At 58.5% G+C, this 17,370-nt stretch carries 19 protein-coding genes and 1 pseudogene; 7 read left to right on the plus strand and 13 right to left on the minus strand.

Annotation, left to right across the window (positions count from 1 at the left end; all coding sequences use genetic code 11):
- The 3 genes from NW804_RS00005 to NW804_RS00015 form a co-directional block, all read right to left on the minus strand.
- Positions 1-698 (minus strand): GTPase (locus NW804_RS00005; RefSeq protein WP_414422553.1); only part of this gene is annotated, 698 nt, incomplete at its 3' end.
- A 93-nt stretch (positions 699-791) separates the two neighbouring features.
- Positions 792-1,895, minus strand: coding sequence for a tRNA 2-thiouridine(34) synthase MnmA (gene mnmA, locus NW804_RS00010; RefSeq protein ID WP_414420831.1), 1,104 nt, complete (start codon positions 1,893-1,895; stop codon positions 792-794).
- A gap of 88 nt (positions 1,896-1,983) precedes the next feature.
- Positions 1,984-2,694 (minus strand): HEAT repeat domain-containing protein, encoded by a 711-nt coding sequence (locus NW804_RS00015; protein ID WP_414420832.1) that lies wholly within the window; start codon positions 2,692-2,694, stop codon positions 1,984-1,986.
- Positions 2,695-2,863: 169 nt separating this feature from the next.
- Here NW804_RS00015 and NW804_RS00020 point away from each other — a divergent pair, with 169 nt between their 5' ends.
- Complete coding sequence (locus tag NW804_RS00020) at positions 2,864-3,691, plus strand: hypothetical protein (protein WP_414422554.1); 828 nt, start codon at positions 2,864-2,866, stop codon at positions 3,689-3,691.
- Positions 3,692-3,714: 23 nt separating this feature from the next.
- Here the strand turns inward: NW804_RS00020 and NW804_RS00025 are convergent, their stop codons facing one another.
- Complete coding sequence (locus NW804_RS00025) at positions 3,715-4,302, minus strand: hypothetical protein (RefSeq protein ID WP_414411096.1); 588 nt, start codon at positions 4,300-4,302, stop codon at positions 3,715-3,717.
- A gap of 216 nt (positions 4,303-4,518) precedes the next feature.
- Here NW804_RS00025 and NW804_RS00030 point away from each other — a divergent pair, with 216 nt between their 5' ends.
- Positions 4,519-5,442, plus strand: coding sequence for a hypothetical protein (locus NW804_RS00030; RefSeq protein WP_414422555.1), 924 nt, complete (start codon positions 4,519-4,521; stop codon positions 5,440-5,442).
- Positions 5,443-5,493: 51 nt separating this feature from the next.
- Here the strand turns inward: NW804_RS00030 and NW804_RS00035 are convergent, their stop codons facing one another.
- Positions 5,494-6,006, minus strand: coding sequence for a hypothetical protein (locus NW804_RS00035; RefSeq protein WP_414422556.1), 513 nt, complete (start codon positions 6,004-6,006; stop codon positions 5,494-5,496).
- A gap of 68 nt (positions 6,007-6,074) precedes the next feature.
- Positions 6,075-7,130, minus strand: a complete 1,056-nt coding sequence (gene selD, locus NW804_RS00040) for a selenide, water dikinase SelD (RefSeq protein ID WP_414422557.1) — start codon at positions 7,128-7,130, stop codon at positions 6,075-6,077.
- Between the two features lie 114 nt (positions 7,131-7,244).
- Here selD and NW804_RS00045 point away from each other — a divergent pair, with 114 nt between their 5' ends.
- Complete coding sequence (locus tag NW804_RS00045; protein WP_414422668.1) at positions 7,245-10,730, plus strand: DNA polymerase III subunit alpha; 3,486 nt, start codon at positions 7,245-7,247, stop codon at positions 10,728-10,730.
- Here the strand turns inward: NW804_RS00045 and NW804_RS00050 are convergent.
- The 6 genes from NW804_RS00050 to NW804_RS00075 form a co-directional block, all read right to left on the minus strand.
- The gene (locus NW804_RS00050) at positions 10,719-10,994 is read right to left on the minus strand and encodes a glutaredoxin family protein (protein WP_414422558.1); all 276 of its coding nucleotides are present in this window, start codon (positions 10,992-10,994) and stop codon (positions 10,719-10,721) included. The genes NW804_RS00045 and NW804_RS00050 overlap by 12 nt on opposite strands.
- Before the next feature lie 10 nt (positions 10,995-11,004).
- Positions 11,005-11,817: a carbon-nitrogen hydrolase family protein gene (locus NW804_RS00055; RefSeq protein ID WP_414404713.1), complete on the minus strand. Its 813-nt coding sequence runs from the start codon at positions 11,815-11,817 to the stop codon at positions 11,005-11,007.
- 36 nt (positions 11,818-11,853) lie between these two features.
- Positions 11,854-12,075 (minus strand): DUF2839 domain-containing protein, encoded by a 222-nt coding sequence (locus NW804_RS00060; protein ID WP_414395038.1) that lies wholly within the window; start codon positions 12,073-12,075, stop codon positions 11,854-11,856.
- A gap of 106 nt (positions 12,076-12,181) precedes the next feature.
- Positions 12,182-12,964: an ABC transporter permease gene (locus tag NW804_RS00065; protein WP_414395039.1), complete on the minus strand. Its 783-nt coding sequence runs from the start codon at positions 12,962-12,964 to the stop codon at positions 12,182-12,184.
- A 17-nt stretch (positions 12,965-12,981) separates the two neighbouring features.
- Positions 12,982-13,722 carry a class I SAM-dependent methyltransferase gene (locus tag NW804_RS00070; protein WP_414422559.1) on the minus strand — a complete coding sequence of 247 codons (741 nt, stop codon included), beginning with the start codon at positions 13,720-13,722 and terminating at the stop codon, positions 12,982-12,984.
- Between the two features lie 45 nt (positions 13,723-13,767).
- Positions 13,768-14,241 (minus strand): FHA domain-containing protein, encoded by a 474-nt coding sequence (locus tag NW804_RS00075; RefSeq protein ID WP_414420401.1) that lies wholly within the window; start codon positions 14,239-14,241, stop codon positions 13,768-13,770.
- A gap of 262 nt (positions 14,242-14,503) precedes the next feature.
- Between NW804_RS00075 and NW804_RS00080 the strand changes: the two genes are divergently transcribed.
- From NW804_RS00080 to NW804_RS00095, 4 genes and pseudogenes are all read left to right on the plus strand, one after another.
- Positions 14,504-15,115 (plus strand): DUF3038 domain-containing protein, encoded by a 612-nt coding sequence (locus NW804_RS00080; RefSeq protein WP_414422669.1) that lies wholly within the window; start codon positions 14,504-14,506, stop codon positions 15,113-15,115.
- A 17-nt stretch (positions 15,116-15,132) separates the two neighbouring features.
- Positions 15,133-15,774, plus strand: coding sequence for a DUF4335 domain-containing protein (locus tag NW804_RS00085; protein WP_414422560.1), 642 nt, complete (start codon positions 15,133-15,135; stop codon positions 15,772-15,774).
- An 18-nt stretch (positions 15,775-15,792) separates the two neighbouring features.
- Entirely contained in the window at positions 15,793-16,005 is a 213-nt protein-coding gene (locus NW804_RS00090; RefSeq protein WP_414422561.1) for a hypothetical protein, read from the plus strand.
- Positions 16,006-16,049: 44 nt separating this feature from the next.
- Positions 16,050-16,326: pseudogene (locus NW804_RS00095) on the plus strand (HNH endonuclease); the annotation flags it as partial.
- An 82-nt stretch (positions 16,327-16,408) separates the two neighbouring features.
- Here NW804_RS00095 and NW804_RS00100 read toward each other — a convergent pair.
- The gene (locus tag NW804_RS00100; protein WP_414395047.1) at positions 16,409-17,314 is read right to left on the minus strand and encodes an alpha/beta fold hydrolase; all 906 of its coding nucleotides are present in this window, start codon (positions 17,312-17,314) and stop codon (positions 16,409-16,411) included.
- Positions 17,315-17,370: the final 56 nt, after the last annotated feature.

The following is a 17,370-nucleotide window of genomic DNA, read 5'->3' on the forward strand; positions in this document are numbered from 1 at the left end:
GTAAGATCGTCGGCTGGGTCAGATGTGTATAAGAGACAGACCAGTAACAGCTCGGCAGCCTGGGCCTGAGCCTGGGCCTCTTCTTCCCGCATGGCTCCTGCCGGCCCAATTTCCAAAATGCCTGGACAGTCCACGATCTTCACGGGGTGGAGGATGCCGGGCAGGTTCCAGTCGTAGACGGCCACGGCTTGCGTGGTGCCCAGGGTGGCCCCCACTGCTCCCACTGGCCGCCCCAGGAGAGCGTTCACCAGCGAGGTTTTGCCCGCCGAGCCTGTGCCGAAAACCACCACCTTCAGTTGAGGCTGGGCCAACTGCTGGGCTAAGCGGGCTGACCGTTCTGCCAGCGCTGCTCGGGCCACCTGATCCTGAATCTGGGCTACTTGAGCCTCCAGTTGGGCCAGGTTGCGCCGGGCTGCCTCCCACTTTTCGGCGGGGGTTGTCGGGGAAGCTAGCCGAGGGAGGCGCTGGGTTGGAGACGAGGAAGCTCGGCCAAAGAGAAACAAGTAATAGACCGAGGCGGCCAAAAACACCACTAGCAGCAGCGTCAGCACTCCAACTAACAGACCCCCTAAAAGGGGGTGGTAGCGGGTGGCGTAGTAGAGCTCGAGAAAGGACTGAATCAGCCACACAATTAGGCCTGTAAACAGGGCCAGCAGCGCCAACAACAGCAGCAAGCGCAGGTAGAAAGCCAAGCGCATGGGCCTCAATAGCCACAACCGATTGACTCTAGCCGCGGCTGCCCCTATCCCGCCAGCTTGAGGTCCTGCCGCTGCGTTCTGGCAAACTTCCAGCTAGGAAAGAGGGCGCTCGAGGATGCCACCTCCCAGCAGCAGATCCCCCTGGTACCAAACGGCGGCCTGGCCGGGGGTGACGCCAAACTGGGGCTCGGCAAATTGCAACTTCACGCGTTCCGGCGATTCCGGGATCAAGGTAGCTGGCACGGCAGGGGTACGGTAGCGCACCTGCACTTCTACCTCCAAGGGCTCTGATGGCGCTGGGATCGACACCCAGTTGACCTGCCGCACCCAGGCTTCTGCTTGGGTGGCTTCTTCCCGCTCTCCCACCACCACGCGGTTCATGGCTGCATCGATGCGCACCACATAGAGCGGACGAGGGGCAGCAATGCCTAAGCCCTTGCGCTGGCCAATGGTGTAGTGGTGAATGCCCTGGTGGTACCCCAGGACCCGCCCCTGAGTATCGACAATTTCCCCTGGCCTTTCCCCCAAGTGCTGATCCAGGAAGTTGCGCATCGAGCCGTAGGTTTCAATTAGGCAAAGATCCTGGCTCTCTGGCTTGTTGGCGGTGGCCAGGCCGTAGCGCCTAGCCATCTGGCGGGTCTGGGCTTTGGTGTACTCGCCCAACGGGAAGAGGCTGTGGGCCAAGTGCTCCTGGCTGAGGTCGTAGAGAAAATAAGACTGATCCTTTTGGCGATCCACAGCCCGCAGCAGTTGGTAGCGCCCTAGCTCGGCGTTGAAACGTACCCGCGCGTAGTGGCCAGTGGCAATCTGCGAGATGCCCAGCTGCTCCTGGGCGTAGGCCAGCAGGGGACCGAACTTGACCAGCTTGTTGCAGCGGGAGCAGGGCAGCGGTGTGATCCCGTCCGCATAGCCGGCTAGCAGGTACTCGACAATGTGGGTTTGGAACAACTCGCGGCTATCCACAATGTGGTGCGGGATCCCCAGTTGCTCACAAACAGCAGCAGCATCCACCAGGCCGTCGGTGCAGCACTGGCCTTTCCCCCGCATCAGCCACAAAGTAACCCCTTCCACAGCGTAGCCCTGTTCGTGGAGGAGAGCTGCCACTGTGGAGCTGTCTACCCCCCCAGACAGAGCCGCCACGATGCGGGGCCGAGAGGGAAGTCCGGCTATCTCAGGATGGGGTTTGGTAGCCACCATAGAGCAGGGGATAAGAACAGAAAAGCTTGCCTCCTCCTCAAAGGAGCCCTCCAGCAAGCTGAACCCCGATCTTCAGCTTAGCTTGCTTCTAATCCGCTGTTGGGGATCCTGCTTCCGGAAAACCCCTTTGGCGCAGCCGTCGCAGGGAATCCAGAGCGGTTGCGGCAACGCTATCGTTAGGATCCTTGGCCAGATAGTTGAGGGCGGAAACGCTCTTAGGCGAGGGCAGATTTCCCAAGGCCTGGGCCAGCCGCTGCCGCACCAGCCAATCTTCCGATTGGGCAAAGCGCAAGAGGTGATCCAGCGCCCGCAGATCCCCCAGTTCCCCCAAGGCAGCGATGGCCGCCTGCTGGAGCAACTCTTCCGGCCCCTCCAACGCCCGCAGCAGTACGTCATAAGCTCGGGGATCCTTCAGGTTGCCCAACGCTACGGCAGCACTAAAGCGCACCAGCCACTCCACATCTTCGTAGAAGGCACGCACCAGCGCCTCGAAAGCCCGGGGGTCTTCTAGGTATCCCAGAGCGCCTGCTGCATTGGCGCGAATGCTGTAGTCCGGGTCCTGGGTGAGGATCTCCACCAACTTAGGCAGACAGGCGTCAGTTTGCTTGACCCCGAGCGCAAAGACGGCAAAAGAGCGCACTTGCAGGTTTTCATCGTCAACGACCTGCAGAATCAGCGGCACTGCCTGCTCTGCTGGCACGTCCCGCAACTGCGCCAAGGCCAGCATCCGATCCGCTGGTCGTGGGCTGCGCAGCCGCTCGGCAATCTCCTGTAATTGGCTAGGGTTGGCGGGATCCAAAGTGGGGAGAGCCAGAATGTTTACAAGTTTTAATTATGGCAAACTTTGCTGCCTTGGGTCAGGAATTGCTGTTCTAGTGGGAGAGGCTTGACAAAAAGGCAGCTCGAGGTTAGCCCCATTGCGAGGATTTTGGATATTTTAGTCCAGAGACGCTCTCCCAGGGGTTTTTATGGTTCGCCCACTGCTTTTGCTTGGGATCCTGCTGGGGTTGGCAGGAGGCATGTCTCTGGCTCCCGCTTTGGCCAACGCCCAGGCAGTTCGGGACGCCGAGCTGGCCCTGCAGCCGCTTTTGCCGCCGGGATCCCGCATCCTTCGCTCCCGCCGGCTCAGCAACACGGAAGCGGAAGTCTGGGTAGAATTTCGCGGCAACAGCAACCCCGTGATCATGCGGCTCAACCCCTCAGGCCGTTGGGAACAGGACATGAATGCTACCCTGGCCCGTGGAGCTAGCCAGCTGCGGGCTCTTGCCCGGCAACAGACGGCGGCTCTGCCCGAAGGCTTTGGCCAGACTGCTCCCGACCAGCCTCGGCCCTTGCCAACCCAACCTGCCTCCATCCTGATCCCACCTGTGGATCGGGAGCAGGAAACCCAGCGGGCTCTGAGTAGGGCGGGACGGGCGGATCCCTTTGTGCCCCAGAACGTGCGCGCTCCCGAGCCCCCTCTACCACCCCTAGATCTGCCGCCCCTTCCAGAACTGCCTCCCCTGGGGGGCGAAGTGCCTGTAGGCGTGGCTACGCCGCTCCCCACACCCACGCCAGATCCGGCTGCTTTTGCCCGCAGCGTGCAGGTTTCTGGGGTTATCCAAATTGGCCGTGAGTCCTTTGCCCTCATTTCTGCCCCTGGCACCCTTCCCGCAGTTGTGCAGGCTGGGCAAAACTACCAAACTGCCCAGGTAGCCAAGGTATCGGTGCCAGAGCGGCAGGTTGTGCTCTCGGAAGGGGGGGAGACGGTGGTCAAAACGATGCAGAATACCACAGTGATTGTGGGGGCGCCGTAGCCTGTCAGCCCTGGTGGCAAAACTTAGAAGCGGGGCTCACTGCCCAGGCGGGAGGGCTGCTGTTTGAGGTAGCGCAAGAACTCCCGCAACTCAGTTTCAGTCAACTGGTGGCGAGATTTTTTCTGGAAGCGACGTTCCAAAAACTCTTGGCCCTCCTTGCGGCCCCAGCCAATGCGCTGCATTTCCACGTCCGTTTGCGCAATGAGATCCGAAAGGTCGTCGCTTTGCGTCTCCGCTTCTTTAAGGGCCTGGGATCGGGCTGAGATCCCTGCTGCTTCAGGGGTTGGAGGGGTAGAGGAAGACTGGGACTGTCCATTGCCCAAGTTAGGAGTTGGCCAACTGGGAGAGGACAGATAAGAAGCCCTGGCAGGGGCAGCGTCTAGGCCTAAACTTAAAGAGGAGGTAGGGCGACCAAATCCTGCATGCTGAAGAGCCCGCTTCAAGGCAGCATCTTCAGCGTCTTCGATGGTGTTTGAGCCGGCCATGCCACTGCCCAAAACGGTGTTGTTCACCACTACCTGGGCTTTGACGATGTAGATCCCTTCTTCCACGCGCAACAGATCGGTGAGCAAGCTGCCCATGGGGTACCGCTCTCGAAAGTCTTGAATCATCTTGGCGCCGGAATCTGTTGCTTCTAGAGCCCCAACTCCAGGCTAGCTTGAAGGTACGCCCTACATCCAGATCTTCTTGCCCACATTTAAGCCAGTCGATATTGGCTAGAAATGCTTGCCAATAGGAGAAGTCTTTCCTAGCAGTTAACGTCTGGCTCGGCAAAGGTATGCTTAGGCTAGGAATCTACCAGCAGCACCCAGGGAGGCACAGCAAGTATGGCTAGCGATACCACGGCGGCCAAGTCAGCCAGCTTGGGGCAGGCAGCTATTCGAGAGCGCAACTATGGCACTGCTTTGCAGTTGTTGCGGCGGGCTTATCGGGCCGATCCCAGCCCTGAAAATGCCCTTTGGTTGGCCACTGCCTACGAGGAGGCAGGCTACCTTCAGTTAGCTGCTCTCTATCGAGAATTGGCCCAAGAGCGCAGAGAGACTCCTAAAGCAAGGTCTCCCCGCACCCTTGAGGAGCCAAAGCAGCCATCTCCCCAATCGCCGGCTCGCAAGACCCTTCCCTCGCCGCAGCCGATCCCGCTGTCAAGTCCGTCCACCTCTTCTGGGGATCAGCCAATTGAGCTCTCCAAGCCCACACCCCTGGATCCCAAAAGCCTCAGCCGTCAGGTACCCTTGCGAGGGCAAGCCACAGAGGCTGCCTCTTCCGGGGAACAACTGGCCCAAAACGCCAACTACCTGCCAGTTCAACACGCTCCGGATCTGCAAAACCCCCAGCAGGGATCCCCCTTCGTGCGGCGGCTCAACCAACTGCATCGGCAATTTAAGGATCGGCCTACGGCAGAGCTGGCTCTGCAACTGGCGGAAGCCTACGACGAGCAAAAGAACTTCAAAGAGGCCCAGCGCTACTACCGGGAAGTTTTGGATTTGGATGACTCTTGGCTGCTGCGACCGATGGTGCTAGAGCGCCTGGAAGAACTGCAGCGCTTGCAGGGGCAGGAAGGCCAAGCGAGATCCCTGGCAGAGCCTTCAGCCCAGAACTTGCTCAGGCTGGCCGAGAAACTGGAACAGGAGGGGGAAATTGCTCGGGCTGAGCAGGTTTACCGGCAAATCCTGAAAATGAATGCCACCCTGGACATCCATGCCAAAGCGCGCAAAGGACTAAACCGGCTCTATCCCAACGGCAAGCCGTGATGCCAACCAGCCCAGGCAGACTCAATCGCCCAAGGAATAGCTGGGGCAAGGTTATCGAGGAAAGGAGGCGCGGAGACTCGCAGCTTTGGCCGTGGGGTAGCTTACTTCCCTGCGGGCTGCGGCAATGGTCTGGGGCAGCACCCCTACCAGCCGCGCCAAAACCTCATCGGGGAGTTGGCTGACCACCTCAGCAGAGAAAAACTCTTCTAGGCTAAAGAGCAAGGTTCGTGCCCGCTGGGCCGACAGAGGGTTGTCGGTAATCTGCTGCAGCCAGCGCATCCAGTGCAGCCGCTTGGCATAAGCATTCTGCCGCTCTTGGTAGCTCCGGGGATGCAACAGAGCCACATCCCCAATCGGAACCACGCCGCTCGACTCCACGTCCAAAGGACCCCCGACTGCAGCGCCCGGCCCGGCAAACTCGGCATGAAACGTTTTGCAGATGATCAAGGCGTTGTGTCGCTGGGGATCCACCATCAGCAGTTGACCACTGCTGAGACTGCAGACTAGCTGCTCTGGATCAACCCACGGAACCAGGCTGTGGCTGTTGGGAGAGGACTCGTTCATACCCCTCCAAGGTATCTGTTCCCCTTACATGAGATCTTCAACTTTTGCAGCCCTGCTTGACCAAATCTTCATCTTGGGATCTCGCCGACAAGCCGGATGGCGATCCCTTCACCGGCCTGGCAGCGGCCAATGCGACGGGCATAGGGGTAGCCGGCCTCCTGCAGTTCTTGCAATAGCTCCGCCGTGTGGGTCGGATCTACAGCCACCAACAAGCCGCCGCTGGTTTGCGGATCCGACAAGAGCAATTGCTGCCACTCGGGCAGAGAGTTGGCCTCTACTCCCTCATAGCTTTGCCAGTTGCGACGGGCCGCGCCTGGGAAGATCCCAGCCTCAGCCAAGGAGAGGGCTTCTGGCAAAAAGGGAATGGCAGCCAGATCCAACTCAGCGCTCACCCCCGAGCCACGGCAGACCTCCAGCAAGTGTCCCAAAAGACCAAAGCCCGTTACATCGGTTAAGGCGTGAACCTGGGCTCGCCGGGCCAGTTGCGGGCCAATGCGGTTGAGCTGGGTCATCACTTGTAAAACTTCTGCATAGCCCGCTGCGCTGAGCTGACCCTTCTTCAGGGCGGTGGTCATTACCCCGATCCCCAGCGGCTTGGTCAGAATGAGATCGTCGCCAGGCTGGGCGGTGGCGTTGCGGCGGATGTGCTGCGGGTGGGCCAGCCCTGCCACCACCAGGCCGAAGATGGGCTCAGGGGAATCGATGGAGTGCCCCCCAGCTAGAGGGATCCCCGCTTCCTGACAGACTTGGATCCCCCCGGCCATGATCTCCCGAATGACCGACAGGGGCAGGGTGTTGACCGGCATGCCCAGAATGGCCAGGGCAAGGATGGGCGTGCCCCCCATCGCGTAAACATCGGAAAGGGCATTGGCGGCAGCGATGCGGCCAAAATCCACCGGATTGTCCACGATGGGCATGAAAAAGTCGGTGGTTAGAATGAGGGCCTGCTCGTCGTTGAGTTGGTAAACAGCAGCGTCGTCGCTGGTTTCAGCTCCCACCAACAGGGCTGGATCCGACCAGAGGAGGGGCAGCTCCTTGAGAATCTGCTGCAGCAGCGCAGGGGCAATCTTGCAGCCGCAGCCGCCACCATGGGAGTACTGGGTGAGGCGAATAGGAGGCTCCATATCAGGCGAAGGGCGAAAAGGTGGGCTTGACTTCACTGTAGCGGCCTCTGCCGGCAACTGGAAAAGGAGAGCGCTGAGTTAAGGTTGAAGGGATCCCTTATCCCTACCGTTGCCATGGCCTTTGTTCCCTTGCACTTGCACAGCGAGTACAGCCTTCTAGACGGGGCTAGCCGACTGCCGCTTTTGATTGAGCAAGCAGTGGCTATGGGTTTCCCAGGACTGGCCCTGACGGATCACGGCGTTATGTACGGGGCCATCGAACTGGTGAAACTGTGTAAAAGCAAAGGGATTAAGCCAATCATCGGCAACGAAATGTATGTTATCAACGGCAACATTCGGGACAAAAGCCGCAAGTACCCAAAGTATCACCAAGTGGTCTTGGCCAAAAACACCCAGGGCTACAAAAACTTGGTGAAGCTGACCACCATTTCCCATCTCCACGGCGTTCAAGGCAAGGGGATCTTCGCTCGACCCTGCATCAATAAAGAGTATTTAGTGCAATACAAGGAGGGGTTGATTGTTACCAGCGGCTGCCTTGCTGGAGAGGTTCCCCAGGCCATTTTGCAGGGGCGGCCAGAAATTGCTCGTCAGGTTGCTGCCTGGTACCAGGAACAGTTTGGAGATGACTACTACATCGAGATCCAGGATCACGGCTACCGGGAAGACCGCTTTGTCAATGTGCAATTGGTTCGCATTGCTCGGGAGTTGGGGATCCCAATCATCCTCACCAACGATACCCACTTTATTTCTTGCTGGGATGTGGAGGCCCACGATGCCCTGCTCTGTATCCAGACAGGCAAATCCCTCACCGAGAAAAATCGCCTTCGCTACACGGGCACAGAGTACCTAAAAAGCCTAGAGGAAATGCGCCGCCTCTGCCGCGATCACCTCGAGCAGGAGGTCATCGACGAGGCGATTGCCAATACCCTCAAAGTGCTGGAAAAGATTGAGGACTATGACCTGTTTGGGGAAATACGCATGCCTGACTACCCAGTTCCCCCAGGTCATTCTGCCGATAGCTACCTTGCTGAATTGGCCTGGCAAGGCTTGGCAAAGCGCTGTGGCGTCGCCCATCCGGATCAGATCCCCCAAAACTATCGGGAGCGCCTGCGCTTTGAGCTGGATATCATCCAGCAAAAGGGGTTTTCCAGCTATTTCTTGGTGGTCTGGGACTACGTTCGCTATGCCCGTGAGCACGGGATCCCAGTGGGCCCAGGCCGTGGTTCGGCAGCCGGATCCCTGGTGGCCTACGCCCTACAGATTACCAATATCGATCCTGTCAAATACGGGTTGCTCTTCGAGCGTTTTCTCAACCCAGAACGGCAATCAATGCCAGACATCGATACTGACTTTTGTATCGAGCGTCGGGGAGAGCTGATCGAATACGTAACCCGCAAGTATGGACAGGAGCGAGTGGCTCAGATCATTACCTTTAACCGCATGACTTCCAAAGCTATCCTCAAGGACGTTGCTCGGGTTCTGGATATCCCCTATTCAGAAGCTGACAAAATGGCAAAGTTGATCCCGGTATCCCGGGGCAAGCCGGCAAAACTAGAGGAGATGATTAGCGAGAACACTCCTGCTCCAGAGTTTAAGGAAAAATATGAGAAAGACCCAACCACCCGCCGCTGGATTGACCTAGCTCGGTTGCTAGAAGGCACCAACAAAACCTTTGGAGTCCATGCCGCTGGCGTAGTCATTTCCAAGGATCCTTTGGACGAGATCGTGCCTTTGCAGTACAACAATGAAGGCCAAATTATTACCCAGTACTCGATGGAGGACATCGAGTCTTTGGGCTTGTTAAAGATGGACTTTTTGGGGCTGCGCAACCTAACCCTGATCCAGCGGACTGTAGAGCTAATTCGAGAACATAGAGGCGTTGTGATTGATTTGGACAACCTACCACTGGACGATCCAAAGACTTACCAACTTTTGGAAAAAGGGGAGGTGGAAGGGATCTTCCAACTGGAATCTTCCGGGATGAAGCAGGTGGTGCGAGAGCTCAAGCCCTCAAATCTGGAAGATATTTCCTCGGTCTTGGCTCTCTACCGACCGGGGCCATTGGATACGGGCATGATCCCAGACTTTATCGATCGCAAACATGGCCGCAAGCCGATAACCTATGCCCACGACCTTCTCAAGCCAATCCTTCAAGATACCTATGGGGCTATCCTCTACCAAGAACAGATCATGCGCATTGCCCAGGACATGGCCGGCTATACCCTGGGCCAGGCTGACCTGCTGCGGCGGGCGATGGGGAAAAAGAAGGTCTCGGAAATGGAGAAACACCGCGAGCAGTTTGTTCGAGGAGCAGTCGAGCGAGGTGTGGCTAAAGAAGTAGCCACGGAGCTCTTCGACCAGATGGTTGCTTTTGCCGAGTATTGCTTTAACAAATCCCATTCTACAGCCTACGGATTGATTACTTTCCAGACCGCCTATCTAAAAGCCAACTACCCAACAGAATACATGGCAGCGCTGCTTTCTTCTGTAAGCGGGGATCAGGATAGAGTCCAGCGCTACATCACCTACTGCCTGTCAATCGGAATCCAAATTGAGCCGCCTGACATCAACCGCTCCGGCCTAGACTTTACGCCTCAGGGATCCAGCATTTTGTTTGGTTTGGGGGCAGTGAAGAATGTAGGCGAGGGAGCGGTGCAAAACATTCTGGCCACTCGCCAGGCTGGCGGCCCCTTTACCTCTTTGGCCGACTTTTGCCAGCGGGTCGATCTGCGCATCGTCAACCGCCGGGCCATAGAGTCGCTCATCTGTGCAGGCGCTTTCGACGGTATTTCCGGCAACCGCAAACAGCTCATAGCGGATCTGGATCCCGTCCTCAGTTGGGCGGCGGAGCGGGCCAAGTCCAAAGCCATCGGCCAAGCCAGCCTATTTGATTTGTTGGGCAGCAGCAGTCAGGGCTTTACGGAAGCGCCCCAAGGGCCTGCAACTGAAGACTTTCCGCCGCAGGAAAAGCTGAGGCTAGAGCGGGAACTGTTGGGCTTTTATGTTTCGGATCACCCTCTGCGGCGGCTCCAAAAGCAAGTACAGCTGCTAGCTCTTGTCAACCTCGCTGACTTGAAGACCTGCTCGTCTGAGGTCTCAGTCGGCATTCTCGCTCTGGTGACCGCCATCAAAACCGTCAGCACCAAGAAAGGGGAGCGCATGGCCATTTTGCAACTAGAAGATCTGACAAGCACTTGCGAAGCGGTGCTCTTCCCCAAGACTTACAAGCGTTTGCGCAGTTGCCTGCAGGTGGATCAACGGCTCTTGGTTTGGGCTAAGGTCGACCAGCGGGATGAGCAGGTGCAATTGATTGTGGAGGACCTGCAGCCCATTGAAGCGGTAAGCTGGGTCACGGTGGAAGTTCCCCTGGACTCTGCTGGAACCGTAGAGGAGCGGCGCCGTCTGCAAGCGGTACTTGCCGGTCAACGCTCGGAAGCTCAGGAAGAAAATCGCATTCCCGTGGTGGCTGCCCTCGTCGCCCCCCCCCACACCCTCTGGGTGCGGCTGGGATCCGAATTTTGGGTTAAAGATGCCGAGGCCACCGTTGCAGCTCTGCGCCAGGCCGGCTACACTGCCCGCAAGGAAGCGCTAGCCTCCTGAGAGACCACCCAACTGTTGTCCCAGCCAGCTGCGCAACTGCGCTACCGTTAGCCGCGGAGAAGGGCGCGGTAGGGGCTGTTCCGGATCCCCAGCCACCTTCAGCACGGGAACCTCGAGGGAGTACTGCTCCCACCAAAGGGGGTTGGAAGTAATGTCACGAACTTCCAGCTCCCTGACTTCAGGGATCTGCTGCAACTTCTCCGCTAAGCCCTCGCAGAGGTGGCAGCCAGGCTTGCTGTAGAGGATTAGCGGCGGCCAAGGCATAGGGGATCCCTCAGGCAAGCCGACGGTGTTGCAGCGAGGGCATCTGCCGTCGGACAAGCTGCAGCCGCTCCGGGTCGATCTCAGCAATGGCCGCACCTGGTTTTTCGCCGCCGGCATCCGCCAAGATCGTCCCCCAGGGATCCACGATCATGGCATGCCCGTGGCACTGCCGCCGCGCGTAGTGGGTGCCCACCTGGGCAGGGGCGATGACATAACAGGTGTTTTCAATGGCCCGACACTGCAGTAAAACCTGCCAGTGATCCCGGCCCGTGTATGCCGTAAAGGCGGCAGGGATCAGCAACACCTCCGCCCCCCGATCCACCAGGGAGCGATACAGCTCGGGAAAGCGCACGTCGTAACAGACCGAAAGGCCAAGGGTGCCTAGCCGTTCTTCCTGGTAGACAACCACCTCGTTGCCGCTCACCACCGTGTTGGACTCGCGGTAGGTGTTGCCGTCGGGCAAGTTGACGTCGAAAAGGTGGATCTTGCGGTAGCGAGCCAGCTCTCTGCCCTCTGGGCTGTAGAGGGCGGCCGTGTTGTACACCTTGCCCTCTCCATCTGGCACCGGGTATCCGCCGCCCAGCACAAATACCTGGTAGCGCTGGGCCATCTTGGCCAAGAATTCCTCCGCCCGCTGCGCGATCTCTGGAGCAAGACGAACTTTCTCTTCCTCTGGCCCCATGAAGGCGAAGTTTTCCGGCAGGGTTACGAGCTCACAGCCCCGGCGCGCCGCAAAATCAATCCACTCCTCCGCCTGCTGGAAGTTGCCGGCCAGATCAGGCGTGCTGGTCATCTGAAGGGCGGCTGCCAAGTAGGATTGCATAGGGAAACTCCGGGAAAACTCAAAGGATCCAGCTGGCTAGCCCGCCAGATGCCACCAGCCGAAAGCAGGCCCCACAAATCGCACTATCACCCAGACAATGGCTAGGAGAATAATGCCGGCCCAAGTGCCTCGAGTTGTCCAGTTGTAGATCGTGCGGGCTTGGGCTTTGGTGAGAGGAATGCTTTTGAAGCTGGGAAACAGCAACTCTTGGTCGGGATCTGGGCTGCTGCGGGTTTTGCGGCGTTTGGCTTCGCCCATGACCTGGCCTCCAAGGGTTTTGGCGCAGTCGTGACTTTCATCTTAACCTAATTCCCTTTGGGCCTCTCCTAGGCGGTGGGGTCGGCTGCAGTTGAGGAGGCAAGACTTAACTAGAAGCGCTGGTGTAAAAGCGCAAGGCAAAGCGCCAGAATAGATGGGATCCCCACAGCAAGCCTGCTGCCAACAGGGCGGATCCCACAAGCCAGGGCCATTGGGCTCGCCCCAACAAAGCTTCCGCCGGCACTGTGGTCAAGAAAGCCACCGGCACGACGAAGGTAAAAAACAGCCGATAGGCCACCGGATAGGCCACCAGCGGGAATCGCCCAGCCTCTACCAAGCCCCGCAGCACCTCGGTGACGTTGTAGATCTTAACAAACCAGATGCTGGTGGCCGCCAGCATAAACCAGAGGCTGTAGAGAATGACCAGCCCCAGCAAAAAGGGCACTAGCCCCAGGACATAGGCCCAGGCTGGCAGCTCCAACTGGATCCCGGCGTAGAGAATCAGCAACAGGCCAAAGCCGATATCCACCAGGCCCCAGGGAGAGAACACCCGCGTTGACAGCCAAAACTGGCTGCTGATGGGCTTGAGCAAAACAAAATCCAGGGTGCCCTCCTGCACCTGCTGCACGATGCGATTGAGGTTGACGTTAAAGAGGCTGGTCGACACCCCCTGGAGGATGGTGAACACCCCCAGGACGATGAGCGCCTCCGGCCAACTCCAGCCCCCCAAGCGGTGCCCCTGCTGGTAGAACAGCGACAGCCCAAACAAGGCTGACGCCAGGCCGCCTAAGCTGCTGAGGCTGGCAAAGAAAAAATTGGCCCGGTACTCCATTTCTGCTGCTACAGAAGTGCTCCAAAACAGCCACAACACCTGCAAGTAGCGCAGCACTTGGGTTCTCTCCAGTCTCAGCCTTTATTCCACTTGCGGTAGCAGCGGGCAGTGATGAGATAGGGATGAAACACTTCCAAAAAGTGACTTTGCAGCACCTGGAAGAATTGCTCAACTTTCTGGGGGTCGTCCAGGTGGAAAGGAAACTCGTCGTTAAACCCCTTGAAAAAATACCAGTTGATCAACAACTTACCTTCCGGCTTGAGCCAAGCGTAAAACTGACGCAACTGAGCTGCTGGATCTGGCAGGTGTTCCACCACATCAAAGCAGATAATGGTATCAAAGATCCCTTCTGGCAAGGTTTCTGGACAGTGGATCCGCTCGCTTAGACCCAATTTTTCCGCCCGCAGTTGTACAAACTGCCGATGGATGGGGTTGATATCCCAAAAAATCACCTGCTCCACTGCTGGGCAGAGGGCTGCCCCAATGGTGTGGGTGCCAATGCCTCCGCCAAAATCCAGCACCAGCCCGCGGGCCTGATCCGCCACCAGGCGCAGGGTGTCACCGATGTAGTCGGTGCTGCTTAGGTGCCAAGCGGCCAAGTCCAGCAGATAGGCAGATCCCACCCGATCCCGGTAAAAGGCCTCTACCTGATCCCAGCCGAAGTCGCGCCGGCCCAGCTCTGCCAACTGTTGTTGCCCGGCTCGCAGCTTTTCCTGCAGCTCGGCGGCTTCAAGACCGAGGAAGGATCCCAGGTGAGCTTCCAGGTCAAAGCCATTTTGCCAGTAGCTGCTCAGCGCAGGGGGAATGGAAGCCACGGGAACCCAAAGCTCACTAGGCTGCTGGTCTCAGGATACCGCAGGTCAGGGGATGGCAGTGAAGCTTTCGTTCTCTCTGAGCGCTTCTTTCTCGGTGTCCTGCTGGGATCCCGGCTCAGGAACATTGGGCGGCGTCTTCAAAAGGATAGCCAAGGTATCGGGACTGAAGTGGTCGGTGCTCCTAACAATGGCTGTTGCCCTCGGCCCAAACCCGATCTTGTCAAAAAGCTGCAGCCGATGAGAGGAAACCCGTTTCCCATTGACGAACAAACCATTGGTGCTTTGACGAGAGCCAGGGCTGCCGTCAAAGATCACGTAGCTGTATCCAGCCTGGTTTTCTTCAGGAACGCGGATAATGACAGCGTGCTGGCGGGAAACAAAGGGGTCATAGAGACGGATGTGGCTGTTGGCGGCTCGCCCTACCGAGTAGTAAATCTTGTCCAACACAACGCCGCGCTGACCTAGCTGATCCTTGAAGATCAGGATTAGGGGGGCAGGGCTGTGTTGGGAAGCATCCATGCTCATCCGGAACAAGGTCTAGCATTGCACTGGCCTTCAAAAAGGCAGGGCGTTACACAGAAGCTGTAGCTCAGTTCAAGTGGGGCTTCCCCTCTCCTTGCGTCTGCTACAGTATACATCACCAATCTATGGAAAGGTGGAGTGGAATTCCATCCTAGCGTTCGAGCTCTTGCCCAAGGCAAAGAGGTGGGTTGCGAGTTTACCCTGGAGAGGAGATCATAGAGTCCTACCCAAGCTAAAAGTTCCCATTAACAGCGTGACAGTGGAACCTAGGCAGACTCAGTTAGATCCTCAAGCCCTTGGCCCCACTACAGCTACTGCAGCCATCAAAGCCCACTTGGATTTGCTGTTGTTGGGCCTGGAGTCCTTGAGCGGGGAGAGTTCCGAGGCCGTTCTGGCAGCAGCCAAGGCCCTGAACCTAGAAGAGTACATTGGCGATCGGGTGGCCCTCTGGCGCCTGCGCAACGCCAATCCCCTCCGCCGCACTAGCGGTGAACCCAAGAAAGTCGAGATCGCAGAGGCCCGCGCCCTGGCCAGAGTAATTGCCTATCTGGCAGCCCAGCAACAGGCCCGTATCCGTAGCACGCTGGAGCAACTGGAAGCTGCCCTCAAGCAGGAGCTCAGCCCTTTCCGTCAGCCGCTGGTGGGCGATTATCTAGGCGAGTTTATCTCCCACTACCGCAGCCGTATGGTGGATGGGGATGTCCGCGATGAGGATAGCCTTGCCGAACTGGCTCTGCGCATCCTGATTGAGCTGCTGTTCTACAGTAGCCCCAGAGGAGCAGAGCGGCTGTGGAAAGCCTTGCTCAATCGCCCTGAGATGGATCTCCCTGCCAGCAGCAAGGTAGGATCGGATGCCCTGCCCTCTTCCTAGCCCTCAGCCTTGGAATTATGCCCAGCCTCACCCTTAGCCAAACCTATCACCAACCCACCTCGACCCTCACCGTGCGCGGGGAAGCGCCCCTCCCTTCCCGGCCAGTTGATGGCTCTGCTAGGTTGCCATTACAAGCGATTGAGAGCAACTTTGAGTGTCAGCTGGAAATCCGCCAGGGAGAGACCACCAAAACTCTGCAGGGAGACAGCGTTTGGCTCAAGAATTTGATCACGGTGATCGACCGCTACGTTGGATCCCAGCTCAGCGGTACGCCCAAGGGAACTTTCAGTGGTACTGCGGCCATCCGTCCGCTGGATTTTATTTCCCACCGCCTTACGGTGCGGCAGGGGGAGGATCGCATTGCCCAGGTGGATCTGTCGATGACGCAGTTGTATGACCTCCTGGAAAACCTCTCGCAGGCGGCTGAAGATCTGCCCCAACTGGACAAACTGGCAACGCCGCCGACGCCGGCTTGGTATCGACAGCCCACCGCAATTGCTGCCTTGCTGGCGGGCGGGATTGCCCTGGTGGCTGGGGTTGGCCTCTGGGTCAGCCGCAGGGATCCCCCCCCTCCTCCCTCCCCACCCCAGGAGCAGCTCACTGCGCCGGAAGCCGCTGGAGATCTCCAGCAGCGTCTGGAAAGCACCCCGGCCCAGTAGTGGCAGTCTCCCCCAGGTTTGCAGGAGAGCTTAGTCTACCGGGTAACGGTGGATGAGACCGGATTCCCCTTGGCTGCCGAACCAAAGAATGCGCCCGCTCGGGAGCGCCGCGCCATAACCCCCTTTGCCGACGTGCCTGAGGTAGCGCCGGATCCCTTGCCAAGGGGGGCTAGGCAGTTTCGCGTCAGCCTGGGGCCGGCTGACCAAGTGGAAGTGGCCGCAGTCCAGTAAAGCTGGGTTCAATTAGGAGCTGGCGCCTTTTGGAGCGGGTGGGGATCCCCAGCACGGGCAAGGTTTTGGTAGCCAATGCCTCCTACGAGCCACTCAACATCATCAGTTGCGCTGGGCTATCGCGCTGCTCAAGGGCAAGGCCGAGCAAATCGGGCACAACGGTAAAGTAGTCTACGGCAACTTCCTCTGCCTACGGTCATCCGTCTTCGCCACTACTGGATTCCCCTGACGCAGCGCAATGTCCTCCATCGCGATGGGCACCGCTGCCAATACTGCGGCTGCTATGGTGAAGACCTCACCCTAGATCCCGTGATCCCGCGGCGGCAGCGATACCTGGGAAGTGGCTGAAGTATACCATCGGCCTGGAAGAAGCTCCGCCGCCACAGCCGTTAGATAACCTCGGCTAGATCCTCATGGATGGCGGCACTAGCGGGGAGGGGGAAGGGATTCTCTCCTCGATCCAGCGATGGATAATGGCATTAACCTCGGCGGGACACTCGTCGTGGGGGCAGTGGCCAGCTTCCAAGAAGTATTCCACTGCCGTGGGGTAGTGAGTGCGGTAGAGCTGCGAGCGCTCGCGAACCCGCATCCAGGGATCCCGCTCGCCCCAGATGAGCAGCAGGGGTCGCGCTAGGCTGCGCAGCAGCTCGTCCACGTAGCGTCCTTTTTGTCCGCCTCGCATCAGAGCCACAAACACATCGGCCGCCCCCGGCTCCCGCGTAGGCCGGTGAATGTCTTCCACCAGCTGGTCTGTCACTGCCGCCTGATTGTAGTAGACCTGCTTGAGCTTGGCCCGGATCACCTGGGGCTGGCGCAAGTACTGAAACAACAGGTAAGACACCAAGGGCTGACGCAGACTCCAACCCACCAGCTTGCCCAGCCACTGCCGGGATCCCTTGGCAGTGGAAAAGCCGCCGGCTCCATTGAGCAGCACCACACCCCGCACCCATTCGGGATGCTCCGCTGCCAGGCTAAGCACCACATAGCCGCCCAGGGAGTTGCCAATGGCCACCACTGGCTGTCGGATCACCTGTTGACAGAAGTCCCGCAGTTGGTCTTTCCAGAGCTCAGCGTCGTAGTTCCACTTGGGCTTGGCGGAACGGCCAAAGCCAAGCAAATCAATGGCATAGACCTGGTAGTGTTGCGCCAATTCGGGAATGTTCTTGCGCCAGTGGTCAGTGGAGGCTCCAAAGCCGTGCACCAACAGCAGAGGCTGTCCCTGCTCGCCCTGTTCGACATAATGGACAGACTGCCCTCGCCAAATCCAGCGGGCCGAGATAGGAGTGGCCAGTGCCGATGTTGAAGCCATAAGGGTTGCTCGCAAGCTTCTCTTCATCCTAGTAGATTTGCCTGGCCAACTCCGAA

Source organism: Synechococcus sp. WC10meta, from assembly GCF_047461475.1.